We start from the raw sequence: 26,484 nt of genomic DNA on the forward strand, positions 1-26,484 counted from the left end.
TGTTCGGGTGATTAGCATCCATAGTAAAAACAGCCCTTTTAAGTAGGACCAGTATATTACCCATGGCAAATATGACCCTTAGAAAGAACAGTGTAACACGCCTGATAGCTCCTGTAGCCTTAGCACTAACATTGGCAGCATGTTCGAGCTCACCAAAAGCGCCTGATCATCTTGATATTACACAATCACCATCAGAAACCAGCAGTGCTTATATTTTAAAAGCAGACCAACAACAAGGTACGCTTCAGGCTGATTTTCTGATCATGGCATTAAAAGCTGCCGTGCAAGAACAGAATATAGATTTAGCAAATAAGCTATTAACACGCTTAGCAAGCATGCAACTCTCTCCAGCTCAAACCGCAGAAATGCAGCTAAGCCACGCAAACATGCTAAAAACACAGAGTAAGTATGAAGAAGCTCTTCAAGTACTCAACTTTCAAACATGGTGGAAGCTAGAAGACAGTCAGTGGATTCAATACCATAAACTACGTCATGAGCTTTACTTATTCAGTGGCGACAATCTTAACTCTGCTCGTGAGTTAATTGAATTAGACACCTTCACGCCTAACGATCAAAAAGAACAGCTTTGGGCTCAAGTGTGGACCAATGTCTCATCGCTAAATAGTACCAACCTGCAAGACGTTAAGTTAGATGAGAGTGAAACAAACTTACATGGCTGGGTACAACTGGCGACTTATTTAGATACGTTAAAACACTCTCCTGCTCGTCTTCAAGAGACATTGAATGAGTGGCTACAAGCAAATCCAAGCCATCCTGCAGCGACTTATACACCTCAAGCAATCCTCGATATTCTGGCGCTAGAAATTGTACGCCCTGATAATGTCGCACTGCTACTGCCGCTTACGGGTCGATTTGGGCCGCAAGCAATACGTGTTCGAGATGGCTTTATTAATGCCATGATGGAAGATAAAGAGCGTGGCGAATTTACCAAATTTAAAGTCATTGATACTGAAGCGACACCAATGACTGAAATTATCGCCACATTAAACCAAGAAGATATTCAATTTGTTGTTGGGCCACTTCTACGCAGTAAAATTGAAGAATTTCAATCATTAAATGAATCTGAAATTCCTCAGTTAGCACTGAATATCCCAAGTGTTATTGATACTGACAAGAACAGCTGTTATTTCACTCTTTCACCAGAACAAGAAGCTGAACAAGCGGCTATCCACCTATTTAAACTAGGTCATAAGCACCCACTATTCTTAGCACCGCAAGGCACTATGGGCGAACGTCTTAGCCAAGCATTTAGTGACAAATGGTATCAATTAACAGCCAAGAAACCATCGATCAGCTACTTTGGTAAAAAATCACAATTACAACAGAAAGTGAACAGTGTGTTTGGCCTTGAAAGCAGCCAAGCCCGTATTTATCAAATGAATGCCCTGACGAAAATAGAGCTAGAATCTCAACCTCGTAGCCGTCGTGATATTGATTCTGTTTACATGGTTGCAAGAAGCAGTGAATTAGTACTATTAAAACCTTTCATTGATGTCGCAATTAACCCAGGAATTACCGTACCAAAATTATACGCAAGTTCACGCAGTAATAGTGGTAGCCAAACTAAATTGGTAGAAATTCATGGTATTGAATTCAGTGATATTCCACTATTAATCAATGAAGATAATAAGTTTAAAGCACAATATGATGAGCTTTGGCCAAAAAGCAGTAATGGCGAAACTCGACTTCACGCATTAGGGATGGATGCTTACCAATTGATTGCCGAATTACCACAAATGAAAGCCTTAGATGATTATCATATGGAAGGTAAGACCGGCGAGTTGAGTATTAACCAAGAATGCGTTATTCAACGACAAATGAGTTGGTCTATTCATGGAGAAAAAGCAGAATAAGCGAGCAAAAGGTGAATATTATGAGTTGATGGCTCAAGGCTATTTAGAGCAACATCAACTCATATTCATTGATCGTAACTTCCATTCAAAGACAGGTGAACTCGATCTCATCATGCGAGATCGAGATAGCTTTGTATTTGTCGAAGTAAAATATCGCGCCACTTCAAATTACGGTTCCGCGCAAGAAATGGTAACATGGCAGAAACAGCGCAAATTACAGCGAACCGCTCTCTTTTGGCTCATGAAGAATGGGCTCTCTGTTGAACATACATCTTTTAGATTTGATGTAGTTGCTATCCACTCCCAAGGTAAGGAAATCAACTGGATCAAAAATGCAATTGTTGAAGGGTAAACAATGCTAGAACATATTAAAGAAAGCTTTACTGAAAGTATCCAAATCCAGATAGCAGCAGCTGAAGCGCTTCCTGACCACATTATGCACGCCTCTCAAGCGATGGTTTCTACCTTATTAAAAGGAAATAAAATCTTATCCTGCGGTAATGGTGGTTCTGCATCTAACGCTCAACAATTTGCATCCTGCCTATTAAATCGTTTTGAGACAGAACGTCCTAGCTTACCAGCTATGGCTTTAACGGCTGACACTTCAACTTTGACAGCGATTGCCAATGACTATAATTATGATGAGATTTTCTCTAAACAAGTGAGAGCTCTAGGTCAACCTGGGGATATTTTACTTGCTATCTCCACCAGTGGTAATAGCCAAGATATCTTAAAGGCGATGGAAGCTGCAGTAAGTAGAGACATGACTATCATTGCTTTAACAGGTATGGATGGTGGCGTTATGGCTGGTCTATTAGGTGAGTCTGATGTTGAAATTAGAATTCCATCTCACCGTGTTGCCCGAATTCAAGAGGTTCATCTTTTAACCTTACACTGTATTTGTGATCTTGTTGATCAAGTACTGTTCCCACAACATTCAGAGTAATACGATGAAATTAGTAAAACTAAGTGCTCTTTTACTTTCCGCCGTTTTATTACAAGGCTGTGCTGGCTTATTCATTGCTGGCGCGGCAACAACCGCTTCTGTTGTGACAGATAACCGTTCAATGAAAGAGCAGCTATCTGATAAGAATCTATCTTTAGAAGCGACAGGCCTAGTCAATAAAGCCCCTTATCAATATAACATGCGCGTAAGTGCTGTTACTTACAATGGTAAAATATTACTAATGGGGCAAGCAAAAGATGCACAACTCAATCAAAAATTTGAGCAACAAATTAAAAACATGAATGGTGTAAATACCGTTTATAACCAAATTCGAATTCGTCCTTTATTAACCTTTACTCAGATTAATAACGATAGCTGGATCACCACAAAAGTGAAGTCTTCATTGCTCGCTAAATCAGAATTGAATGGGATAAAGATCAGTGTATTCACTGAAGCACAAGAAGTCTTCCTTGTTGGTTTTGTCACAGAAGAGCAAGGTAATATTGCCGCAGAAGTCGCACGCAATATTAAAGGCGTTAAAGAAGTGATTAAGGCCTTTGAATACGGCCAAGGTGGCGATGTAGAAAAATAACCTTATTTCTATGATTTCTATTCAAAAAAAAAGCCTGCAATGATATGCAGGCTTTTTTATTATGCTGGATGTAAATAGTATAAACTACTTAACTACTCGTAAACTTGGTCGACCTGTTGGTCGTGGTGGCTCAGGCTTATCATCTGATGATGTTTCATCTTCAGATACAGAAGAAAGTGTCTCTTCAAAAATCCCTTCGTCCGTAGTCAACTCATAAGCCTCTTCTGGTTCAAACATAGTTCCAGCGCCGTTTTCACGCGCATAGATAGCTTGAATCGCATATAGAGGAAGAATAAGCGAATGTGGGCGACCACCAAAACGGGCATTAAATGTTACCGCTTCATTACCCATTTCTAAATTACCAACAGAATGTGGTGCCACGTTTAAAACGATTTGACCATCTTGAACAAAGTCTTCAGGTACTCGAACACCATTCATAGTTGCATCAACAACAAGATGGGGTGTTAGCTCGTTATCAACGATCCATTCATAAAATGCTCGTAATAAATATGGGCGACGCGGCATCATTGAACTAATATCCATTAGTTTGTTAGACGCAGTTCACGTTCAGCTTCTGTTAGCGAAGCTAGGAATGAATCACGTTCAAATACACGAGTCATATAAATTTTAAGTTCTTTAGCACCTGGGCCTGATAATTCAATTCCCATTGATGGCAAACGCCATAGCAGCGGAGCTAAATAACAGTCAACTAGGCTAAACTCATCACTCATGAAGTAAGTGTATTCAGCAAAAATTGGACCTAACATTAGTAAGTCATTACGCAGTTTTGCACGAGCAGCTTCAGATTCTTCAAAAGAACCAGACTCAACAATTTTTGCTAATGAGTACCAGTTAGTTTCAACGCGGTGCATCATTAGACGACTATTACCACGAGCGACTGGGTAAACAGGCATCAATGGAGGATGAGGAAAACGCTCATCTAAATATTCCATAATGATGTTTGAATTGTATAGAGCAAGCTCACGGTCAACTAGCGTTGGTACAGTTTTGTAAGGGTTTAATTCTACAAGTTCTGCAGGCAAGTTAGATGGTTCAACCAATTCAACTTCAACACTTACACCCTTCTCAGCAAGTACAATGCGTACTTGATGACTGTACATGTCAGAAGCGTCTGAAAAAAGCGTCATTACTGAGCGTTTGTTGGCAGCAACAGCCATTGAGCCCTCCGGTATTTATCTAGGAGCAAAAAGCACCATATTGTTGGTGCTTGTCAGCTACCATTCAATCTAGAATAATAGTGACACAAAAACAATGGAGGCTAAGCCTCCATTGCGTACAATTAACGATCTAGAATATCACGATTAGTGGACATCGCGCCAATATTCTTTCTTAAGCAGGTAGCAAACAAAGGCAAATATCACTAAAAAGCCCATCACCCACCAACCTAAACGGTGACGTTCAAGCTGTACAGGGTCACCTGAATACTCTAAAAAGTTAACTAAATCACGAACTGCCACATCGTATTCACCCGTGCTAAGTTCACCAGTACCATCAGACTCAACACCCACTACCACTTTATGCTCAACGCCATCAACTGTGGTCGTTTCATAAATAGGAGTAGTTACGCCTTGTAGCTCTTGAAATACGTGAGGCATACCAACACTTGGGAAAACCATATTATTCACACCAAATGGGCGCGTTGGATCAGCATAGAATGTACGTAAATACGTATATAACCAATCCGTGCCACGAACACGAGCAACAAGAGTTAGATCTGGTGGCGGAGCACCAAACCAGTTCGCCGCTTGTTTTTCAGGAATTGCGTTTTCCATCAAATCGCCAATTTTAGCGTTCGGATCAAAAACAAGGTTATCCATCATTAGATCAACAGGGATGCCTAAATCTTCTGCTACTCGACCATAACGTTGGTACTGAGTTGAGTGACAACCAGCACAATAGTTCATGAATAACTTAGCACCATTTTGAAGCGATGCTTGGTCACGTATATCATTGTTTGCTTTATCTAATGGAACGCCAGCCCCAGCAGCCATTGCCATTGATGGCAACAAAGCAAAAAGTACTAAAATCAACTTTCTCATTTGAATGTCACCCTCTCTGGTAATGGTTTTGTCACTTCGTTTTTGCTGTAAACAAACAAAAGAACAAAAAACATAAAGTAAGTTAAGCTGAATATTTGCGCCAGTAACGTATATAGCGCCGTTGCTGGTAATGCACCTAAAATACCAAGAGCAATAAAGCTAATAGTGAATTGTGCAATATTCAATAAATGTAACTTACTACGGTAGCGATATGAGCGTACTTTACAACGATCTAACCATGGTAGAAGGAACAGAACAACAATCGATGCACCCATTGCAGCAACACCGATTAATTTATCAGGTACCGCACGCAAAATTGCGTAGAATGGTGTGAAATACCAAACAGGGGCAATATGCTCTGGTGTTTTCAGTGGGTTTGCTGCTTCAAAGTTAGGCCCTTCAAGGAAGTAACCGCCCATTTCTGGATTAAAGAACAACACATAACAGAAGAAGAATAAGAAACCAGCCACACCGATCATATCTTTTACCGTTCCATACGGATGGAAAGGAACAGAATCAATAATGTTATATTTCTTAGTGTAGTATTCGTGAAATTTAAATTGGGTTGTATGATCGCCTTTGTCATCTTTTGCTTTTGGTATTTTAAGCTCGATACCATCAGGGTTATTTGACCCAACTTCATGTAAAGCCAGTACATGTAGTACAACCAATAGCAGCAATACAATAGGTAAAGCAATAACATGCAGAGCAAAGAAACGGTTCAGCGTTGCACCGGAAATTACATAATCACCACGGATCCACAGTGTTAAGTCATCACCAATAACAGGAATTGCACCAAACAGTGAAATGATTACTTGAGCACCCCAGTAAGACATTTGACCCCATGGTAATAAATACCCCATGAAAGCTTCAGCCATTAACACTAGGAAGATCAACATGCCAAATAGCCATAAAAGCTCACGAGGCTTCTGGTATGAACCATAAATCAAACCGCGATACATATGAAGATAAACGACAACAAAGAACGCTGACGCACCAGTGGAGTGCATATAACGCAATAGCCAGCCGTAATCAACATCACGCATAATGTATTCAACAGAAGCAAACGCACCCTCACCTGAAGGTACGTAGTTCATCGTTAGCCAAATACCAGTAATCAACTGATTAACTAAAACCAGCATTGCTAGTGAGCCAAAGAAATACCAAAAGTTAAAGTTTTTCGGCATTGGATATTCTGATAAATGCTTTTTATAAGCATTCATTGCAGGTAGACGTTTTTCTACCCAATCAAGTAATGGTTGCATTAGGCTTCCCCTCCTTCATCAACCCCAACAAGGATACGAGTATCACTAAGGTACATATGCTTAGGAACAACAAGGTTTAGTGGTGCAGGTACGCCTTGGAATACTCGGCCAGCCATATCAAATTTAGAACCATGACACGGACAAAAGAAACCAGAATTAACCCCTTCAACTTGCTCACTAAAACTGTCAGGTAAATAGGTAGGTGAACAACCAAGGTGGGTACAAATCCCAACGGCTAAAAATATCTCAGGCTTAATTGAACGGTATGCATTTTGAGCATAGTTCGGTTGTTGCTCTTCCCCTGAAGAAGGATCTCGTAGTTGACCATCAATTTCAGTTAACGATTGCAGAAGTGCCTCTGAACGACGTACAACCCATACAGGTTTACCTCGCCACTCAACACGAACCATCTGCCCATCTTCAAGCTTACTGATATCGACTTCAACCGGAGCACCTGCAGCTTTCGCTCTTGCACTCGGGTTCCAAGATTTAATAAAAGGTACGGCCACCGCTGCTGCCCCTAATCCACCAACAACTGCAGTTGTTGCGGTTAAGAAACGACGTCGACCATTACTCACTGGCGCATTGCTCATCCAACTTTCTCCCATGTGCTCTTTATATAGTTTTTATTATGTCCATACATTTTCGAGCTACGGCTAACTTTAAGGTGTGATACAACAGAGTTTTGATACCTCAAACTCTAAATAAAGCTAAAGAATTTGTTCATATTTTTAACGCTGTCGTTTTAACCCATAAATGATAAAGAAAACCTTACTTTTTGACAAGGTAAAGCTACTTTTTTGCAACATTTGTGAAGTAGGTATACTTTTTAAAGCGAGAGGGAAGAAAAGACAAGAAAAGATAAGGAAATTCAAGTGATGAAGAGTATGTGAACTCACAAAAACAAAAAAAGCCCAGCATAAAATGCTGAGCTTTTTCCACAATAACCAAAATGACTTTGAAACCAAAGCCACTTGGCAAGCGTAATATTAACGCTTAGAGAATTGTGGTTTCTTACGAGCTTTACGTAGACCAACTTTCTTACGTTCAACGCAACGAGCGTCACGCGTAACATAGCCAGCAGCACGTAGTGCAGGACGTAATGTTTCATCGAATTGCATAAGAGCACGTGTGATACCGTGACGGATCGCACCAGCTTGACCAGAAATACCACCACCAGAAACAGTGATGAATAGGTCTAGTTTATCAGTCATTTCAACTAGCTCTAGAGGTTGGTTAACAACCATACGTGCTGTTGGACGACCAAAGTAAACGTCAAGGCTGCGCTTGTTGATTACGATGTTGCCAGTACCCGGTTTGATAAAAACACGAGCTGCTGAACTTTTACGGCGACCAGTGCCGTAGTATTGATTCTCTGCCATTGCCATGATCCTCGGTTAAATGTCTAGTACTTGTGGTTGTTGAGCAGTGTGGTTATGCTCAGCGCCAGCGTAAACTTTAAGTTTACGGTACATAGCACGACCAAGAGGACCACGTGGAAGCATACCTTTAACAGCTAATTCAATAACCATTTCAGGTTTACGAACAATCAGTTTCTCGAAAGAAATAGATTTTAGTCCGCCTGGGAACTCTGAGTGGCGGTAGTAGATCTTGCCAGCTGCTTTGTTACCAGTTACGCGTACTTTCTCTGCGTTGATAACGATGATGTAATCACCAGTATCTACGTGAGGAGTGTATTCTGCTTTATGCTTGCCACGTAGGCGAGATGCGATTTCAGTTGCGATACGACCAAGAGTTTTACCTTCAGCGTCTACAACATACCAGTCACGCTTTACAGCGGCTGGTTTAGCAACGAAAGTTTTCATGCTAATGATACCCGTTTTAAAATAAATTCACTGATTAGGAGCTTTCGCTCCCACTGTATATTTTCGAGCCCAGTCATCACCCCTTCGAGTGGTTGGCACTCTTGGCTATTAAGCCAGTACAGTAACGGTGGGTCGGAGGATTATAGTGAAGCGTGAAGAAAAAATCACCTTTTTTTTGAAGATATTTCACATATTAGGGAAAAAAGATAAAAAAAATGAATTTTGAACCTCATCACATCAAATAAACCCCTTAAATTATAAAAACAAGGGGAAAATGATTAGGATAAATGTTCTTTTGCTAGGTATTCATGGCTTTGCATTTCAATCAACCGAGACTGACAACGTTTAAATTCAAACGTTAAACGCCCTTTTTCATAAATACAGGCTAAATCCACCTCTGCAGATATGATTAATTTGACGTTTCGCTCATAAAACTCATCAACCATCGCAATAAAACGACGAGCCGCATCATCATTCAACTCGCCCATCACCTTAACATTAGAAAGTAAGACCGTATGGTACAAACGAGACAACTCTATATAGTCATGTTGACTTCGTGCACTCTCGCATAATGCTGAGAATTCAAAATGAACAACCCCATCACCCTCTGCTTTTACCTGTAATTGACGATGGTTAATTTCAATAACTGTTGGTTTGTATTCACTTTCAGATGTGAGCTTTTCAAAATATGTTTTCATATTCTGCTCTGCTTTATCATCTAATGGAAAATGAAAGATCTCTGCCTGCTCTAATGTCCTTAAGCGATAATCAATACCACTATCCACATTAACAATGTCACAATGTTCTTCTATAAGGGCAATAGCAGGGAGGAAACGCGCACGCTGTAATCCATTGCGATACAAATCTTGAGGTAAAATATTTGATGTTGCCACCAACGCGATCCCTCTTTCAAATAAAGCCTCTAATAAAGTAGCTAAAATCATCGCATCGGTAATGTCAGAGACAAAAAACTCATCAAAACAGATAATGTCCGTTTCTTGTTTAAATTTGTCCGCCACAATTAATAGGGGATCAGCCTGCTGTTGCAATTCCCCCAACTCATCATGAACGCGCTGCATAAAACGATGAAAATGCACTCGCATCTTTCGCTCTGTTGGCAGTGCATCATAAAAAGTATCAACTAAATACGTTTTGCCTCGCCCTACCCCGCCCCAAAAATACAGGCCTTTTTCAGGGATTAGCTTTTCAGGCGTCGTTTTCTTAAAAAAAGTGCGCCATGATTTTTTCACTTCTGGCTGAGGAACTTTTTGAGTAGATAAGCGTCGATATAATGCATCAAGGTGCTCAACCGCATTTAATTGAGCACTGTCTTGATGAAATCCATTCTGTTGTAGGTCGAGCTGATATTTTTCTAATGGTGTCATCAGTTTTAATCTTTTCTTTTGTTGATTGACTCTCTTCATAGTAGCATGATCTCAATATACCCGATGAGTGGGCTGACTCACACTTATGCCGACTCACTCTAAATAAAAATGATAAGGAGCACTTCATGGCTTGGACCTATGCCTTAATTGGCTTAGCTGTTGGGATTATAATTGGTTTTCTAATTTCTCGCGTTACAGTGCCAGGTATAAAACACCAAAAGACACTGAAACAAGACTTAGAAAAATCAAAATACGAGCTAGAGCAATACCGACAAGAGTTGGTCGATCATTTTGCAACCAGTGCTACCATGCTAGAAGCATTAGCAAAAGACTTTAATAAAATGTACGACCATATGGCATCAACTTCAAAAGAACTCATGCCAAATCTACCTGAGCAAGATAACCCTTTCTCTGCTCGTTTAGATGAAATGACTCTTTCACCAGAGCTGAATAAAAAAGTGGCTCACATTAAAGAAGAAATTGATAGCCAGCCAAAAGATTACGCTAATGGCGCTTCAGGTTTGTTAAAGGATGAACCACTAAGTGATATAAGTGCGAATAAAGAAGAAAAAATCGCATAAGCTTACAATCAGCACTCATCGAAGCTTTAATCCTATGAGTGCTGATTTTCAATCTCTACTTTTTATTTACGTTCAATGTTATCCTAACTAATTATTGTTTTATTCATTTAAAGGTTAGGAAGGCAATGCTTTCATTCTTATTGCGCTCAGCTATTATCGGAACAGCAACCGCTGCTGTGCTGTTATTTGCATTCCCTAATCTGCGCTCTTCTATTACTACAGAACAAAATCAAACTGTTCAAGGTTCTCAGCAGATCAATAATCAGATCTCATTTAATTATGCTGTTCGTCGAGCCGCTCCTGCTGTTGTTAATATCTATAGCCGTAAATACAATGATAAAGACCGACTACGATTAGACACAGAAGGCCTTGGTTCTGGCGTTATCGTTAGTGACAAAGGGTATATCATCACAAATTACCATGTCGTTGCCGATGCTGACCAAGTCATTGTCGCTCTTCAAGATGGGCGGTTATTTAATTCTCAATTGGTCGGAAAAGACAAACGCACCGATCTCGCTGTACTACAGATAAAAGACACTAATCTTCCTGTGATCCCTTTAAATCCAAATTATCAAGCAGATATTGGTGATGTGGTATTAGCGATTGGCAATCCTTACAACTTAGGACAAACCACCACTTTTGGTATTATTTCCGCAACAGGCCGTGCGGCTTTAAGTGCTGATGGTACTCAAGGATTAATCCAAACCGATGCAGCAATTAACCGTGGTAATTCTGGAGGTGCTTTAGTTAATACTCGTGGTGAATTAGTGGGTATCAATACCGCCTCTTTCCAACAAGCCACAGAATTAGAAACCTACGGAATTTCTTTTGCAATCCCTTACGATCTCGCCGATAAAATCATGCGTCGTTTAATCGCTGATGGGCAAGTTATCCGTGGTTACATCGGCGTTGATGGCCGAGACATTAACCCTGCAATGGCTCGCCTTATGAATGCAGATAACATCAACGGTATCTTAGTATTAGGCGTTGCACCAAATAGCCCAGCAGAAAAGAGTGGCATTGTTTCACAAGATATCATTACGAGTATAAATGGTGAGAGTGTGATTAACCGCCAGAATGTCACTGACATTGTCACTGAGCTTCGCCCGGGAACTGAGGTCGATGTTGATATTATTCGTAAAGGAATAGCTCAAACAATTAAAGTTACAATAGAAGAAGCTCCAGAAAGTTAATTCTATATTCAATCATTAATAGATAAAAAAATAGCGCATGATGAATGCGCTATTTTTATATGTGTATCAAACTTAAAGAAGATACCGACTAATTCCAATCGAAATTGATATTACTCTTTTTCTTCTACTTCAACTGAAGTACTTTCACCATTAACATCAATACGAGTCACTCGCTGTAAACCTCTAGGTAATAAAGAACCACGACGGCCTCGTTCACCTCTGAAGTTATCTAAGTCACTTGGTTTCAAACCTAACTTACGCTTACCCGCATACAAGGTAATAGTTGCACCTTGTGGCAATGGCAATAAGTGAGATAAGAACTCTTCACGAGACTTAGAACGTGCTGCTGGAATGTTGATGATCTTGTTCCCTTTGCCTTTACCTAATTGTGGTAAATCTTTAATTGGGAACAGTAGCATTCTACCTTCATTTGTAATCGCTAAAATTTCATCATTCTCTAAATCAGAAACAGACTCAGGATTCATCACTAGCGAATTTTCAGGAAGCGTCAATAACGTCTTACCATTCTTATTCTTCGATAGTAAATCACTTCCCTTACAAACAAAGCCATAACCCGCATCAGAACTAATTAACCAGGCTTGATCTTCTTCACCCATAACAACATGGGTAATTTGGCTACCTGCTGTTATATTCAATCGGCCTGTAATTGGCTCACCTTGGCTTCTTGCTGAAGGCAAAGTATGTGATTCCAGTGCGTAACTGCGACCGTTACTGCCCATGAAGACGGCAGGAGCATTACTCTTACCACGCGCATGAGCTAGGTATTTATCACCCGACTTATAGTTTAACGTGGTTGGGTCAACTTCATGCCCTTTCGCATGACGGATCCAACCTTTATCAGAAAGAACAACAGTAATCGTTTCGCTTGGAATTAAATCACGCTCTGTTAATGCTTTAGCTTCTTCACGCTCAACCAATGGAGAGCGACGATCATCACCAAACTTCTCTGCATCCGCTAAGATTTCTTTCTTAATTAACGTATTTAGACGACGCTCAGAACCTAATAACTTCTCAATTTGATCTCGTTCTTTCGCTAATTCATCTTGCTCACCACGGATCTTAATCTCTTCCAGTTTTGCTAACTGGCGAAGTTTAATCTCTAAGATGGCTTCCGCTTGAATTTCAGTTAAGTCAAAGCGCGTCATTAGCTCGTGTTTTGGATCATCTTCGGTACGAATGATTTCGATAACTTCATCGATATTCAAATACGCAGCCAATAGACCATCTAAAATATGCAAACGAGCTAAGATTTTATCAAGACGATGCTGTAAACGCTTACGAACGGTCGTGCGACGGAATTCAATCCACTCATTAAGAATGCTAACTAAGCCTTTAACTTGTGGGCGTAAGTCCAAACCAATCATATTTAGGTTCACACGGAAGCTTTTTTCAAGATCCGTAGAAGCAAATAGATGATTCATTAACGGCTCAGCTTCAATACGATTTGAGCGCGGAACAATCACGATACGCGTCGGATTTTCATGATCAGATTCATCACGAAGATCGTCTACCATTGGTAACTTTTTCGCTCGCATTTGACTTGCAATTTGTTCTAATAACTTACTGCCTGACACTTGGTGTGGTAACGCAGTAATAACGATATCACTGCCTTCTTTATGCCACACTGCACGCATTTTAATGCTGCCACGGCCAGTACGATAAATTTTCTTAATATCGGTATGAGATGAAATGATTTCAGCTTCAGTTGGGTAATCAGGCCCCTGAATGAAATCCATAACTTGATCCAAATCTGCTTTTGGATTATCCAATAAATGCACTGTCGCATTCGCGACTTCACGCACATTATGAGGAGGAATATCCGTCGCCATACCAACCGCGATACCCATGATGCCATTCAGCAATATGTGAGGAAGACGAGCAGGTAAGATCTTAGGCTCTTTCATCGTACCATCAAAGTTTGGCTGCCATTCAACCGTACCTTGGCTTATTTCACCAAGTAATACATCAGCAAACTTCGATAATTTTGATTCGGTATAACGCATTGCTGCGAACGATTTCGGATCATCTGGCGCACCCCAGTTACCCTGACCATCTACCAATGGGTATCGGTAAGAGAAAGGCTGAGCCATTAGTACCATTGCTTCATAACAAGCAGAGTCACCGTGTGGGTGGTATTTACCTAATACATCACCAACCGTACGTGCCGATTTTTTGTATTTTGCATTCGCAGATAAACCAAGCTCTGACATCGCATAAATAATACGACGTTGAACAGGTTTCAGGCCATCACCGATATAAGGCAATGCGCGATCCATGATTACGTACATGGAGTAATTTAGATAAGCGTCTTCTGTAAACTTGCGCAGCGGCAGCTGTTCAACACCTTCCAAGGACATTTCTGAACTCATATCTTATACCTCTGCCTGATCGCCGTTAGATTGTAGCCAAGCACGACGATCGTCTGCACGTTTTTTGCCTAAAAGCATATCCATCATTTCATTGGTCTTTTCATCATCATCAATGGTTAATTGCACCAAGCGACGAGTATTTGGATCCATCGTTGTTTCACGAAGTTGAAGTGGGTTCATCTCACCCAATCCTTTAAATCGTTGCACGTTAATTTTTGCACGTTTATTACTTAAACGATCTAACACGCCTTCTTTTTCTGCTTCATCAAGGGCATAAAAGACCTCTTTACCACAGTCAATACGATACAGCGGTGGCATTGCCACATAGACGTGTCCAGCACGAACCAGAGAAGAGAAGTGCTTCAGGTATAACGCACATAGAAGGGTCGCAATGTGCAGACCATCTGAATCGGCATCGGCAAGGATACATACTTTACCGTAACGTAAGCCTGATAAATCATCCGAATCAGGATCAATCCCTAACGCAACAGAAATATTATGTACTTCTTGAGAGGCTAATACTTGGTCTGCAGAAACTTCCCATGTATTTAGAATTTTACCACGCAGTGGCATTACCGCTTGGAATTCACGATCACGAGCTTGTTTTGCAGAACCACCCGCCGAGTCCCCTTCCACTAAGAAAAGTTCGGTACGAGCTAAATCTTGAATTGAACAATCTGTCAATTTACCAGGCAATGTAGGACCTGACGCAATCTTCTTACGAACGACTTTCTTAGCCGCTCGCATACGACGGTGTGCATTGGCAATACACGCTTCAGCAATCAGTTCTGCGATTTGTGGTTTTTCGTTCAACCATAAACTAAAGGCATCTTTTACAACACCAGAAACAAATGCAGCACATTGACGTGAAGATAAACGTTCTTTGGTTTGGCCTGCAAACTGAGGATCTTGCATTTTAACCGACAAAACGTAAGCACAGCGATCCCAAATATCATCCGCAGTTAATTTCACACCACGTGGTAATAAGTTTCGGAACTCACAGAATTCACGCATTGCATCTAAAAGACCTTGGCGCATACCATTGACGTGCGTACCACCTTGAGCCGTAGGGATAAGGTTTACATAGCTTTCAGAAACAAGCTCTCCACCTTCAGGCAACCAAGTTACGGCCCAATCAGCGGCTTCACCTTTACCTAAGAATGCGCCCGTAAATGGGTCTTCAGGTAATAATGTATAACCACTAACGCCCTCTAATAAATAATCTTTAAGACCATCTTCATAACACCATCTATGCTCTTTATCGTTTACTTTGTCTTTAAAAACAATCTCTAAACCTGGGCATAATACGGCTTTAGCTTTTAGATTATTAATAAGACGAGTCACTGAGAACTTCGGTGAATCAAAATAGCTTGTATCAGGCCAGAAATGTACGCTAGTACCACGATTACGACGGCCACAAGTACCTACAACCGTTAAATCAGAAACCTTATCGCCATGTTCAAACGCAATTTCGTAGATCTCACCATCACGGCGAACCGTCACTTCTACACGCTTTGACAAGGCATTTACTACCGAGATACCAACCCCGTGCAAACCACCTGAGAATTCGTAGTTTTTACCTGAGAATTTACCACCAGCATGTAACTTACAAAGGATCAGTTCAACACCTGATACTTTCTCTACCGGATGGATATCAACAGGCATACCACGTCCATCATCAATCACTTCTAAAGATTGATCGGCGTGTAAAATTACTTCAACTTTTTTCGCATGTCCGGCTAAGGCTTCATCGACACTGTTATCTATAACTTCTTGCCCTAAATGGTTTGGGCGAGTAGTGTCGGTATACATACCAGGACGGCGACGAACGGGCTCAAGGCCATTTAGAACCTCTATGGCTCCTGCATTATATTGTTCAGTCATATCTCGGAAGGCTTCTTAAAATTTGTCACATAGTCTGAAAGGGAAGGAGGAAAGTCAAGTAAACGACCCTATTCCACTCTAAATATGTGGCTTTGTATTAAAGATTGTATAGATACTGTGTCTCTAGCGTAGAGAAAGCGTAACTATAAATTTAGAAATTGAATAATTTGTTCGGGGTAACGCTCAAAATCAACAAAACTGTGGTCACCCTCTTTTTCTATTGTTTGTTTACAGGCTGAATATTTGTCTACTGCTTGTCGATAATCAAGCACTTCATCGCCTTCTTGCTGTAATAACCACAAAGAACTAGGGGTATCGATCGTATCGACACGTAATGAAGAGAGCTCTTTCATGTGCTTTTCTTCAAGGAAATATTCTTCTTTTGTATACGGGTTTACTTGAGTTCCTAAATAGTCCGCAAGTAATTCATAAGGTTTTACTGCAGGGTTAACTAACACCGCTTTAAATCCATAACGATGATTTAACCACGTTGATAAATACCCTCCAAGCGAACTGCCAACTAAGCCTATTTGATATTCAGTTTGATATGTTTCAACAAGTTGAATTAAATATTGAGCGGCTTCTTTTGGATAAGAAGGCAATCGAGGTGTTATCACTTTAATGTCTGGACGTTGCGCTTCACAATAACGAGTCATGACTTGCGCTTTATGAGATAACGGAGAGCTGTTAAATCCATGAATATATAAGAGTAGGCTTGGTTTTTTCACTTAATAACCTCCAGCATCACTGTCAGCAGAAAAATCACAATTCTCTAAACGGTATACTTGCGTCTCAATTTTCCCATCAGGCAATAAGTCCAATGTTCTCCAACCTGGAGCTTGTGAGTCTAGAGCAAAATCGTCTGAATCAGGAAGAAATTGAACACAAGTTGAAGGGGTAGCAAGTAATCTGACACCATTAACAATACGATCAAGTTCTTGATGAATATGACCACAAACAATACCACTTACATTGTTATGCTGACCAACAACAGTCCAAAAGTCATCATTGTCTTTTAGCTGATGCTGATCAAGCCACGCGCTACCAGCAGGTAGTGGATGATGATGCAGTAGTATTAATGAGTGACGATCTGGATTTTGAGATAATGCGCTATCAAGTAAGTCTAATTGCTGTTGTGACAAGGCACCATGAGGCACGCCTACCACTTGACTGTCCAAGATGATTAATTGCCAATGCTGACCAATAAATAAATGTTCACAAGCTTGGATTTGAGAGGATGGCAGTACCCCACCCATACTAGGTTTATAGTCATGATTACCAGGCAACCAATAACATGGTTTAATCAATGGTTTAATTCCATCAACGAAATGCTGATATGACGGCACAGTATGATCTTGAGATATGTCGCCCGTTGCGATAATCGCATCAAAATTTGGCGTGCGTTGCTGTACCTGTTCAACAACAGTTTGAAAACTTTTTAATGTAGGTACACCAAGAAGCGCCCCATTTTCAGGCGCAAACAAATGCGTATCTGTTATCTGTAACAACCGAACTGGGCCGTTTTCGTTATTTAATAATGTTTCCGAGAGCAAAATAGCTACAACCTTTTAATTCTTTTCTAAAAAAATGGGCTCTTGGCTAATCCCATTTTTCAAACAAAACGTTAGCCAGTCACTTAAGAACTGGTTTAATTGATGCTTTTCATCTTTTTGAAGCATCTTCCCATTCGGGTAATCATATTTCGCTTTAATATACGCAAGCTGCTGGCTTGCACACACTTCTGCTACTCTGGCATCGTGATAAAGTCGAACCGTTAACTTTGGAAGTGGGTATATTGGCTGTTCATCTATTTGATAAACTTCAACTAATGTTGTATATACCGTCACCTCGAGTACCTTAATCTGATACTGCTGCTTACATACTTTATAACTTGCAAGTTCGCCAATTATTTCATTTCTTGGCAAAAGTGAAACTAATTTCGCGTAATTAGTTTCATATATACGCATCAAGCTCGATAAATCGACGTGATATTTACGCATGTTATAGTGAATTCCACTGTGATCGTAAGCGTGAAACATTCAATTCTAACCATTGAAGCGCAATAATTGAGGCCGCATTCTCAATTATGCCACGAGTGACTAGCTCATAGGCTTTCTCTCTTGTCACAACGTGTACTTTAATGTCTTCGCCTTCTTCTTCTAAACCATGAATACCTGTTGCTTTAGAAGCGTCAATACAACCAACAAATACATCTAACTGTTCTGAACACCCGCCAGATGAAGGATAAAAATGCGAGATTTTTTCTAAACAAGACACGCTAATACCGGCCTCTTCATTCGCCTCTCGAATCGCAACTTGCTCGGCAGTTTGGTCTTTATCTATCATTCCTGCCACGATTTCATATTGCCAAGGAGAATTAGAGCCTAAGGCACCAACGCGAACCTGTTCAATCAGAACGACTTGGTCTGTGATAGGGTCATAAGGCAATAAAGCCACAGCATGGCCTCGTTCAAAAAGCTCTCGCTCTATCACTTCGCTCCAGCCACCACGAAACAGTCGATGACGAAAAGCGATATTAGTCATTTTAAAAAAACCGTTATACAAAGATTCTTTCGACAAAACGTCAACATCATCAGCGGTAAATTGATTTGATAGTGCGATATTCGATGATGTTTTCATTCTTATTCCCTAAATCTTCTGTTCCGTTTTATCACTCATCATACAGAGCAACAATTTTTTAACTCGTTTTTTTTGATAATGCTTACATTTTTTTTAGAGGCTTTCCACAATATTTAGATGATACTAATCGTACAAACGTAAAAAAACGTAATCTTTACAGCCAGAGTCTAGAGAGATAAGGTACACTCTATAGACTATATTATATAAAACAATTTTGCGGGACAAACCACCATGAGAAAACTGCTTCCACTCTTTATTGGAATGGCACTAGGTAGTTTCAGCTCTTTAGCTGCTGCCGATGACCTTGCGCAAGTATACAATCAAGCTAAAGAAAACGATCCTCAATTACTAAGAGCTGCTGCAACTAAAGATGCGGCTTTTGAAGCGGTAAATTCTTCGCAAAGTTCTCTATTGCCACAGATTGATTTAACTGCGGGTTACAACATCTTACGTAGTGATGAAGATCGCCGTGATAATGATCGCTTAACAGCAGGTATTAATTTATCCCAAGAGCTATACCAACAATCAAGCTGGGTTAGTTTAGACATTGCAGAAAAAAGTGCTCGTCAAGCCGATTCTGCTTATGCAGCAGAACAACAAGGTGTAATTTTACGAGTTGCTCAAGCGTACTTTGATGTATTACGTGCTAATGATAGCCTTGAATTTGTTCGCGCAGAAAAAGCAGCGGTTGGTCGTCAACTAGAACAAACTAAACAACGTTTTGATGTGGGTTTGTCTGCAATTACCGATGTTCATGATGCTCAAGCGCAGTACGACAGCGTATTAGCTAACGAAGTATTAACTGAAAACCAATTGGTTAATAGCTACGAAGATCTTCGTGTTATCACAGGCCAAGGTCACACTAAGCTAAGTGTGTTAGATACTGAACGTTTCTCTGCAAGTCCTTCAACACAAAGTTCTGATAGCCTAATTGACGAAGCTCAACAGAAGAACTTAAGCCTATTGGCTGCTCGTATCAGTGCTGATGTAGCTAAGGATAATATCTCTCTAGCAAGCTCTGGCCACATGCCATCATTAACATTTGATGCCGGTTATAACTACACAGACCAAAGCAACTCAGGTACGCCAACACAAGATGGTAATTACGGCGATATCAATGCTGGTATTAACTTGTATATTCCATTGTATTCAGGTGGCAACACAAGTTCATTAACTAGCCAAGCTGAATTCCAATACGTTGCAGCAAGCCAAGATTTAGAAGCGACTTACCGTGATGTAACTAAAAACGTTCGCGCTTACAACAACAACATCAATGCCTCTATTGGCGCATTGAAAGCGTACGAGCAAACAGTTATCTCTGCAAAATCAGCATTAGAAGCAACAGAAGCTGGTTTTGATGTTGGTACACGTACTATTGTTGATGTATTAGATTCAACACGTCGTTTATATGATGCAAACCGTAACCTAGCAAACGCTCGTTACGACTACATCTTAAGTGTCCTTCAACTAAAACAAGCGGTTGGTACACTAAGTGAGCAAGATATCATGGATATTAATGCTGGCTTAAAAGCGAATAAAACGACTCAAGCACAATAAGCTTATTTCACCTACATTATTGTTAATGTAGGTGATAATAGAAAAAGAAAAGCCACATTAATCACTTAATGTGGCTTTTCTTTTTAGGCTTAGTAGAGGTTAACCTCTACCACCTTTAATCGCTTCAATAATACCTGTAGTTGAGCAGCCATCTTCAAAGTTCAAGACTTTTACTTCGCCACCCGCAGCAATCACCTCTGCACCACCCGCAATGTCTTCAATCGCATAATCGCCACCTTTCACCAACATCGTTGGTAATACCGCCGCGATTAAGCGTTGTGGGGTATCTTCTGAGAAAGGAACAACCCAATCAACCGCACCTAAACCAGCCAATACCGCCATACGACGATCCGTTGGGTTAATAGGGCGACCAGGGCCTTTCAAGCGCTGTACTGATTCATTCGTATTAACCGCAACAATTAAGCGGTCACCTAATTCTGCTGCATGGTTCAAATAAGAAACATGACCGGCATGTAAGATATCAAAACAACCGTTTGTCATGACAACTCGCTCACCACGCTCACGCGCTTGTTTTACTGCATTGATTAATTGGTCTTCACCAATAATGCCAAAACCAGAATCTTGACTACCGTGAATCGCTTCTGCTAATTCAATCGTTGATAATGTTGATGTACCCAGTTTACCAACCACAACACCAGCAGCAGCATTGGCTAATGCACACGCTTCATCAAGTGGTTTGCCAGTAGATACAGAAGCGGCTAATACCGAAATAACCGTATCACCCGCACCAGTAACATCAAATACTTCACGCGCTTGCGTAGGTAAATGTAACGGAGCCATATCACGGCGAAGCAAAGTCATACCGTGCTCACTACGTGTTACTAATAGCGCTTCAAAATCAAATTCTTCAATAATTTGCTGGCCTTTAGCTACTAAATCATCTTCGTCTTTTACTTTGCCAACAACCGTTTCAAACTCCAGCATGTTTGGTGTTAATAATGTAGCACCACGGTAGCGTTCAAAATCAGCCCCTTTTGGATCGATAAATACAGGAACATTGACTTTACGTGCTTCTTGGATCATTAACTGAACGTGCTCTAATGCCCCTTTGGCGTAATCCGATAATACAACCGCTTTTACTTTTGATAGCGTTGCTTGCATACGGCTGATTAACGGTTCCGCAGGTACGTCATGGAAGCTTTCTTCAAAATCCAAACGAATCAGCTGTTGACCACGGCTCATTACTCGTAATTTTGTAATTGTTGGAAACTCAGGAAGCGCCACAAAATCACAATGTACTTTTAATGATGCTAATGTCGCTGTTAATGCTTTGGCTGGTTCATCATCACCAACAAGACCAACAAGGTGAGCATCGCCGCCTAACGCTGCAATATTCATCGCTACGTTCGCTGCGCCACCTGGACGCTCTTCAATATTATTAACTTTAACCACAGGTACTGGAGCTTCTGGTGAAATACGAGTTGTTGGTCCGCCCCAATAGCGGTCAAGCATTACATCACCAACAATCAATACACCGGATTGATCGTAATTAGGAAGTGTTGGTTTCATTCTTTTCTCCGGGTAATAAACAGCAAATCATCTACCATTATTGGTTTGTGCTATCTATCAAAATCATCTGTTATAAATGGTAGCATTTACGCAAGTTCTGCGCCAACTTAGAAATAATAAACTCAAGATTAAGTAATATTTACTCACCAAACCATTGATTCCAAGCGGTAACGACTGCTTGTCGCTCTTCGATAAAACTGGCATCAGCAACATCGGCATCGAAACCCAATAAGTTACGATGATGGATCTCATTTCTCATAACACAGTAAGCATGGATCAAAGACAAAGATAACTCCTCACTCATCACATCCTGCTCAGCAAAGCTTTCAAAAATACGAACATTGTCAGACCATCGGGTTAGTTTTGGCGCTTGGTGAGCGTGATTTAACACTAAGTATTGGGCTAAAAACTCAATATCAGTAATACCACCCGCATCTTGCTTCAACATAAAGCGTCCCGTTTTCTTTCCGCCTAAATGATCTCGCATTTTTTCACGCATTTCGACAACATCTTTCTGTAGTTTCTTCTCATCTCGCTCTAAACAGAGGATCTCATGTCGCGTTGTATTAAACGCCGATTGTAACGCCGTATCACCATAGATCATACGAGCACGAACTAAAGCTTGATGTTCCCATGTCCACGCATCTTCTCGTTGGTACTCATCAAAGGCTTCGCTAGTACTGACTAACAGACCTGATGCCCCTGATGGACGTAAACGAGTATCGACTTCATACAAAATACCAGAAGAGGTACGTACAGAGAAAATATGAATAATACGTTGCGCTAATCGTAAGTAGAACTGACGGCCATCGATCTCTTTTTTACCATTGGTGTACGTATTCACATCGCAATCGTGCATAAATACGATATCAAGATCGGAGTTATACCCTAACTCCCAGCCTCCCACTTTACCGTAGCCAATCACCGCAAACCCTTTGCTATCTCGCCCCTCAAGATGAGTTGGCTCACCAAATTTTTCAGTCACTTGTAACCAAGCTTGATTAACCACCGCTTCAACGAGCGCTTCTGATAAGTAAGTTAAGTGGTCACTTACTTTCATTAAAGAAAGTCCGCCAGCAATATCTGAGGCGGCTATTCTTAATAAACAGACTTGCTTAAATTGACGTAAAGCCTCCATCTGCTGTTCCATATCATCTTCTGGAATACGGGCAAGAAACTCATTTAATTCAATTTTATATTGGCTCAACTCAATTGGGTTATAGAGTTGATTTATATCCAATAATTCATCCAAGAGTATAGGATAACGAGTCAGTTGTTCTGCCACCATAGGACTTGCAGCACACAAACGAACTAGGTGTTGTAATGCCCCATTATGCTCATCAAGCAATTCTAAATAGGTGGTTCTAGTCGCAATCGCTTGGATAAGCTTAGTTAAACGCGGTAAGGTATCACTTGCATCTTCTCGGCCAATCACAATACTGAACAATTTAGGCATTAAATGAGTGATCGCTTCACGCCCTCTTGGTCCTAATGTTTTCTTCTTCAAGTCCCCTTTGAATTCAATAATATGGCAAGTTAGTTGTTCTGCTTGGTCAGCGTTCAATTCTTGTAAAATACTCTCAAGCACTTCAGGGTTATGCGCCATGTCCCACAGCTCTACATACGACTTATCAATGCTGTTTTCGGACTCTTCTTCATCATGGCCAATTAAATTTTCAAACACAGCATGTATGGTATTCATGTGCTTTTCAATCGCACTATATAGCTCATCCCAATTAGCCATTCCCATAGCAAAAGCAAGGCGAGATTGATCTCTCTCGTCCATTGGTAATGTCTGAGTTTGCTTATCTCCAATCGCTTGTAGTAGGTTCTCTAAACGACGTAAGAAGCAATAACCCGTGGTTAAATCATCGACCTCTTGAACTGATAGCTGCCCTAACTCTTTAATTGCTACAAGTGTTTCTAATAAGCCACGCCCACGTAAAGATGGCTCTCTGCCACCACGAATAAGTTGGAATACTTGAGCGATAAATTCAACTTCTCGAATTCCACCTGAGCCAAGTTTAATATTATCGTTCAATCCACGACGACGAACTTCAGTGGTGATCATCGACTTCATACGACGCAACGCTTGAATTGCACCAAAATCAATGTAACGGCGAAAAACAAATGGGCGCAACATTTGACGAAGTTCTTGGTAATGACTGTAAGTCTCTTTCCCCATTACGCGTGCTTTGATCATTGCGTAACGTTCCCAGTCTCGACCTTGCTCTTGATAATAATCCTCTAACGCAGCGTAACTCATGACTAACGGCCCACTCTCACCAAATGGGCGTAAACGTAAATCAACGCGATAACAGAAGCCATCCAATGTCATTTGGTCTAATGCTTTAATGATCTTTTGACCTAAACGAGTAAAAAATTGAGCATTAGCAAGGCTTCGACGAGCGCCCTCAGTCTCACCATTTTCTGGATAAGTGAAAATCAAATCAATATCAGACGAAAAGTTTAACTCTCCACCACCTAGTTTACCCATACCAATAATAAGCATAGGTTGCTCTTCACCTTGAGCATTCTTAGGTGTACCCCAATCAATACACGCTTGCTTATAAAGCCATTGATACGACTCTACAATCAAGGCTTCAGCTAATAAAGAAAGATGAGACAAACTGGTTTCTAAAGACCAATCACTTGCTGGGATATGAGAAAAGGTAAAATCACGCCATGCAATGTAAGCCATTTCATGTCGTCGAAAATAGCGAAGCTCTCGCATCAACGCATTTTCATCATTGCATTGCGATAAGCGATCTTGTAATCGAGAGCGATATTCTTCACTGCGATCAATGACTTCAAACATTGATGGGAAGCTTTGGCATAACACTTCATCTTGCTGAAATGCCTCATGCAAAAAATCACTACAACCTAAAGCGATTGATAGCTGATCCTGCAATAAATTAGGCCACTGCTCAATATGAGAAAGATGAGTTAACTCTTGTTGACGACGTTCTGCTAATGACGCTAGTGAGGATGGCAAAGACATGATATTCCTTATCGAAAATTCCTTATGATCGCCAAGTACGATCAGACTCTTGATACTGTGCCAAAAATTGTTTTTCGCCGCAAACAAAAACGCCTACAACTGAGTGTAGGCGTCAATTAAAATCAAGCGAGTGATTTAAATTTTGAAGACTTTCATCTTCGCTTCTAACTCTTCTGCATTTTTTTGCATCTCTTCAGACGTTTCAGTCAATTCAGTCATAACAACCACAGAAGCCTCAACCAATTCTCTAACATTAGTTAAGTTTTGATCCATCTCTTCTGCCACTGCACTTTGTTGATCAGCAGCGCTTGCGATTTGGAAGTTCATTTCATTAATATGGTTCACTTGATTCACAATGCTGTCTAACTCAGTGCCTGCATTAGTTACAAGCTCTACGCCTTCTGCCGCCTCAACAACACTTTTTTCCATTAACTCAACAGCCTGATTCGCACTGTTTTGCAACTGAGTGATCATCTCTTGAATTTCAACCGTTGCACCTTGTGTACTCTGCGCTAAGTTTCTCACCTCATCGGCAACAACCGCAAAACCTCGCCCTGCATCACCGGCACGAGCTGCTTCAATCGCCGCATTCAACGCAAGTAAATTTGTTTGCTCAGAAATACCGCGAATCGTTTCAACAACTGAACTAATCGACATTACTCTTTCTTCAACTTGATTTACCACTTCAGCAGACGCGGCAATATCACCTGATAGCGCTTGAATTTTAACGATAGTACCTTCAACAAACTCTTGACCAACTTTCGCTTGTACTTGAGCTTGCTCTGTTCCTGTTGATGCATTACGAGCATTATCCGCTACATTTTGTACGGTTGAATTCATTTCGCTCATCGCTGTTGCTAATTGATCAATTTCAGCAAATTCTTCTTGAGCGGCTTCTTTTGTTCCTTCCATACTAATCGTCATCACTTCAGTTAAACTAGCCAACTCTTGAGACGCTGATAATTGAGTTTCCACGACTGATTTAAGCTGAAGGCGAGTTTTATTTAGCTCTCTTGCTAAATCACCAAATTCATCTTTACAGCTCATCTCTACTGGTTCAGAAAGATTTTGAGCGGCAATCTGTTTCATTGAAGTGTTTAAATACTTCATTTGACGCAACATAATGCTTGAGGCACCTAATAAAATAACCATGAAAGCGACAATCATGACTATCGTCTGCCAAATCACTTGGTATAAGTAATCTTGATAATACTGTTCTGCACCGTCTGAGCTTTGAGAGGCAACCACCACCCAGTTATGATTAGGCACTTTAACTGCAAATTCATAACGAGAATAATCATTCATCGAATACGCTTGCTGAGAAGATAAGCTACCAATAAGCTGCTTTAATGAAGCGCCATTATCTAGAGAGTCAGACAGTGAAGAGAGAGATTGAATTGATTTATGACCAAAAACGGTGCCGCTATCACGATCAATCACATAGATATAATTGCCCTGAGACCATGCTTTTGCTTGAACACTGATCGCTTCACCAGCCAATTCTTTACCATTAGGCTTATGATTTAAAATTCCATTAATCAATTCAGCGTTAGCAATGGCGGATTCTTGAGCTTTTTCTTTCTGAATAGCAATTACTGATTGGTAAAAGGTATTTGCATCCCACAGCTGCTTGGTTACTAACAGTGCAGTACTAAATACCATTAAAATGACCAATTTTGGCACTAATTTAATATCAGTGACCAGCCTTTCCCATGGCCTAAACGTTATTGCAGACATAGTCTTTCCCCACTACCTTTCAG

The 26,484-nt window shown here is 40.6% G+C and carries 24 protein-coding genes; 7 read left to right on the forward strand and 17 right to left on the reverse strand.

Annotated features, from left to right (window positions below; all coding sequences use genetic code 11):
• The first annotated feature begins 62 nt into the window (after positions 1 to 62).
• The 4 genes from AC2INI_RS11665 to AC2INI_RS11680 are packed head-to-tail and all read left to right on the forward strand — an operon-like array spanning position 63 to position 3,412.
• On the forward strand, positions 63 to 1,874 hold the full coding sequence (locus AC2INI_RS11665; RefSeq protein WP_486304892.1) for a penicillin-binding protein activator: 1,812 nt from the start codon (positions 63 to 65) through the stop codon (positions 1,872 to 1,874).
• The gene (locus tag AC2INI_RS11670; RefSeq protein ID WP_122033679.1) at positions 1,855 to 2,226 is read left to right on the forward strand and encodes a YraN family protein; all 372 of its coding nucleotides are present in this window, start codon (positions 1,855 to 1,857) and stop codon (positions 2,224 to 2,226) included. Before AC2INI_RS11665 ends, AC2INI_RS11670 begins: the two co-directional genes overlap by 20 nt.
• A 3-nt stretch (positions 2,227 to 2,229) precedes the next feature.
• Positions 2,230 to 2,820 (forward strand): phosphoheptose isomerase, encoded by a 591-nt coding sequence (locus AC2INI_RS11675; RefSeq protein ID WP_122033680.1) that lies wholly within the window; start codon positions 2,230 to 2,232, stop codon positions 2,818 to 2,820.
• 4 nt (positions 2,821 to 2,824) lie between these two features.
• Positions 2,825 to 3,412 (forward strand): BON domain-containing protein, encoded by a 588-nt coding sequence (locus AC2INI_RS11680; RefSeq protein WP_486304893.1) that lies wholly within the window; start codon positions 2,825 to 2,827, stop codon positions 3,410 to 3,412.
• 84 nt (positions 3,413 to 3,496) lie between these two features.
• Here the strand turns inward: AC2INI_RS11680 and sspB are convergent, their stop codons facing one another.
• The 8 genes from sspB to zapE form a co-directional block, all read right to left on the reverse strand.
• A complete protein-coding gene (gene sspB / locus AC2INI_RS11685) occupies positions 3,497 to 3,955 on the reverse strand; it encodes a ClpXP protease specificity-enhancing factor (RefSeq protein WP_122033682.1) in 459 nt (152 codons plus the stop codon).
• Positions 3,955 to 4,590, reverse strand: a complete 636-nt coding sequence (gene sspA, locus AC2INI_RS11690) for a stringent starvation protein SspA (RefSeq protein WP_122033683.1) — start codon at positions 4,588 to 4,590, stop codon at positions 3,955 to 3,957. Before sspA ends, sspB begins: the two co-directional genes overlap by 1 nt.
• 144 nt (positions 4,591 to 4,734) lie before the next feature.
• Complete coding sequence (locus AC2INI_RS11695; RefSeq protein ID WP_122033684.1) at positions 4,735 to 5,472, reverse strand: cytochrome c1; 738 nt, start codon at positions 5,470 to 5,472, stop codon at positions 4,735 to 4,737.
• On the reverse strand, positions 5,469 to 6,737 hold the full coding sequence (locus tag AC2INI_RS11700) for a cytochrome b (RefSeq protein ID WP_122033685.1): 1,269 nt from the start codon (positions 6,735 to 6,737) through the stop codon (positions 5,469 to 5,471). The genes AC2INI_RS11695 and AC2INI_RS11700 overlap by 4 nt, the downstream gene beginning before the upstream one ends.
• Entirely contained in the window at positions 6,737 to 7,330 is a 594-nt protein-coding gene (petA, locus tag AC2INI_RS11705; protein ID WP_122033850.1) for a ubiquinol-cytochrome c reductase iron-sulfur subunit, read from the reverse strand. Before petA ends, AC2INI_RS11700 begins: the two co-directional genes overlap by 1 nt.
• A gap of 396 nt (positions 7,331 to 7,726) precedes the next feature.
• The gene (rpsI, locus tag AC2INI_RS11710; RefSeq protein ID WP_122033686.1) at positions 7,727 to 8,119 is read right to left on the reverse strand and encodes a 30S ribosomal protein S9; all 393 of its coding nucleotides are present in this window, start codon (positions 8,117 to 8,119) and stop codon (positions 7,727 to 7,729) included.
• Between the two features lie 15 nt (positions 8,120 to 8,134).
• The gene (rplM, locus tag AC2INI_RS11715; protein ID WP_122033687.1) at positions 8,135 to 8,563 is read right to left on the reverse strand and encodes a 50S ribosomal protein L13; all 429 of its coding nucleotides are present in this window, start codon (positions 8,561 to 8,563) and stop codon (positions 8,135 to 8,137) included.
• Positions 8,564 to 8,841: 278 nt separating this feature from the next.
• Positions 8,842 to 9,948 (reverse strand): cell division protein ZapE, encoded by a 1,107-nt coding sequence (gene zapE / locus AC2INI_RS11720; protein WP_162922498.1) that lies wholly within the window; start codon positions 9,946 to 9,948, stop codon positions 8,842 to 8,844.
• Between the two features lie 125 nt (positions 9,949 to 10,073).
• Between zapE and zapG the strand changes: the two genes are divergently transcribed.
• Positions 10,074 to 10,529, forward strand: coding sequence for a Z-ring associated protein ZapG (zapG, locus tag AC2INI_RS11725; protein ID WP_122033689.1), 456 nt, complete (start codon positions 10,074 to 10,076; stop codon positions 10,527 to 10,529).
• Between the two features lie 125 nt (positions 10,530 to 10,654).
• Positions 10,655 to 11,722 carry an outer membrane-stress sensor serine endopeptidase DegS gene (gene degS, locus AC2INI_RS11730; protein WP_122033690.1) on the forward strand — a complete coding sequence of 356 codons (1,068 nt, stop codon included), beginning with the start codon at positions 10,655 to 10,657 and terminating at the stop codon, positions 11,720 to 11,722.
• 110 nt (positions 11,723 to 11,832) lie between these two features.
• On the opposite strand, the gene parC is transcribed toward degS, so the two are convergent.
• The 6 genes from parC to nudF form a co-directional block, all read right to left on the reverse strand.
• Positions 11,833 to 14,112, reverse strand: coding sequence for a DNA topoisomerase IV subunit A (parC, locus tag AC2INI_RS11735; protein ID WP_122033691.1), 2,280 nt, complete (start codon positions 14,110 to 14,112; stop codon positions 11,833 to 11,835).
• 3 nt (positions 14,113 to 14,115) lie between these two features.
• Positions 14,116 to 15,996 carry a DNA topoisomerase IV subunit B gene (parE, locus tag AC2INI_RS11740; RefSeq protein WP_486304894.1) on the reverse strand — a complete coding sequence of 627 codons (1,881 nt, stop codon included), beginning with the start codon at positions 15,994 to 15,996 and terminating at the stop codon, positions 14,116 to 14,118.
• Positions 15,997 to 16,139: 143 nt separating this feature from the next.
• Complete coding sequence (gene yqiA, locus AC2INI_RS11745) at positions 16,140 to 16,724, reverse strand: esterase YqiA (RefSeq protein WP_486304895.1); 585 nt, start codon at positions 16,722 to 16,724, stop codon at positions 16,140 to 16,142.
• A complete protein-coding gene (gene cpdA / locus AC2INI_RS11750) occupies positions 16,725 to 17,549 on the reverse strand; it encodes a 3',5'-cyclic-AMP phosphodiesterase (RefSeq protein WP_486304896.1) in 825 nt (274 codons plus the stop codon).
• A gap of 15 nt (positions 17,550 to 17,564) precedes the next feature.
• The gene (locus AC2INI_RS11755; protein ID WP_162922499.1) at positions 17,565 to 17,996 is read right to left on the reverse strand and encodes a DUF1249 family protein; all 432 of its coding nucleotides are present in this window, start codon (positions 17,994 to 17,996) and stop codon (positions 17,565 to 17,567) included.
• Between the two features lies 1 nt (position 17,997).
• Entirely contained in the window at positions 17,998 to 18,636 is a 639-nt protein-coding gene (gene nudF / locus AC2INI_RS11760; protein WP_122033696.1) for an ADP-ribose diphosphatase, read from the reverse strand.
• Positions 18,637 to 18,867: 231 nt separating this feature from the next.
• Here nudF and tolC point away from each other — a divergent pair, with 231 nt between their 5' ends.
• Positions 18,868 to 20,193: an outer membrane channel protein TolC gene (tolC, locus tag AC2INI_RS11765; protein WP_486304897.1), complete on the forward strand. Its 1,326-nt coding sequence runs from the start codon at positions 18,868 to 18,870 to the stop codon at positions 20,191 to 20,193.
• 99 nt (positions 20,194 to 20,292) lie between these two features.
• Here the strand turns inward: tolC and hldE are convergent, their stop codons facing one another.
• The 3 genes from hldE to AC2INI_RS11780 form a co-directional block, all read right to left on the reverse strand.
• Complete coding sequence (hldE, locus tag AC2INI_RS11770) at positions 20,293 to 21,723, reverse strand: bifunctional D-glycero-beta-D-manno-heptose-7-phosphate kinase/D-glycero-beta-D-manno-heptose 1-phosphate adenylyltransferase HldE (protein WP_122033698.1); 1,431 nt, start codon at positions 21,721 to 21,723, stop codon at positions 20,293 to 20,295.
• A gap of 139 nt (positions 21,724 to 21,862) precedes the next feature.
• Positions 21,863 to 24,724, reverse strand: a complete 2,862-nt coding sequence (gene glnE / locus AC2INI_RS11775; RefSeq protein ID WP_486304898.1) for a bifunctional [glutamate--ammonia ligase]-adenylyl-L-tyrosine phosphorylase/[glutamate--ammonia-ligase] adenylyltransferase — start codon at positions 24,722 to 24,724, stop codon at positions 21,863 to 21,865.
• Between the two features lie 135 nt (positions 24,725 to 24,859).
• Positions 24,860 to 26,461, reverse strand: coding sequence for a methyl-accepting chemotaxis protein (locus AC2INI_RS11780; protein WP_122033700.1), 1,602 nt, complete (start codon positions 26,459 to 26,461; stop codon positions 24,860 to 24,862).
• Positions 26,462 to 26,484 lie beyond the last annotated feature (23 nt).

The sequence above is a fragment of the Aliivibrio friggae genome (assembly GCF_057368515.1).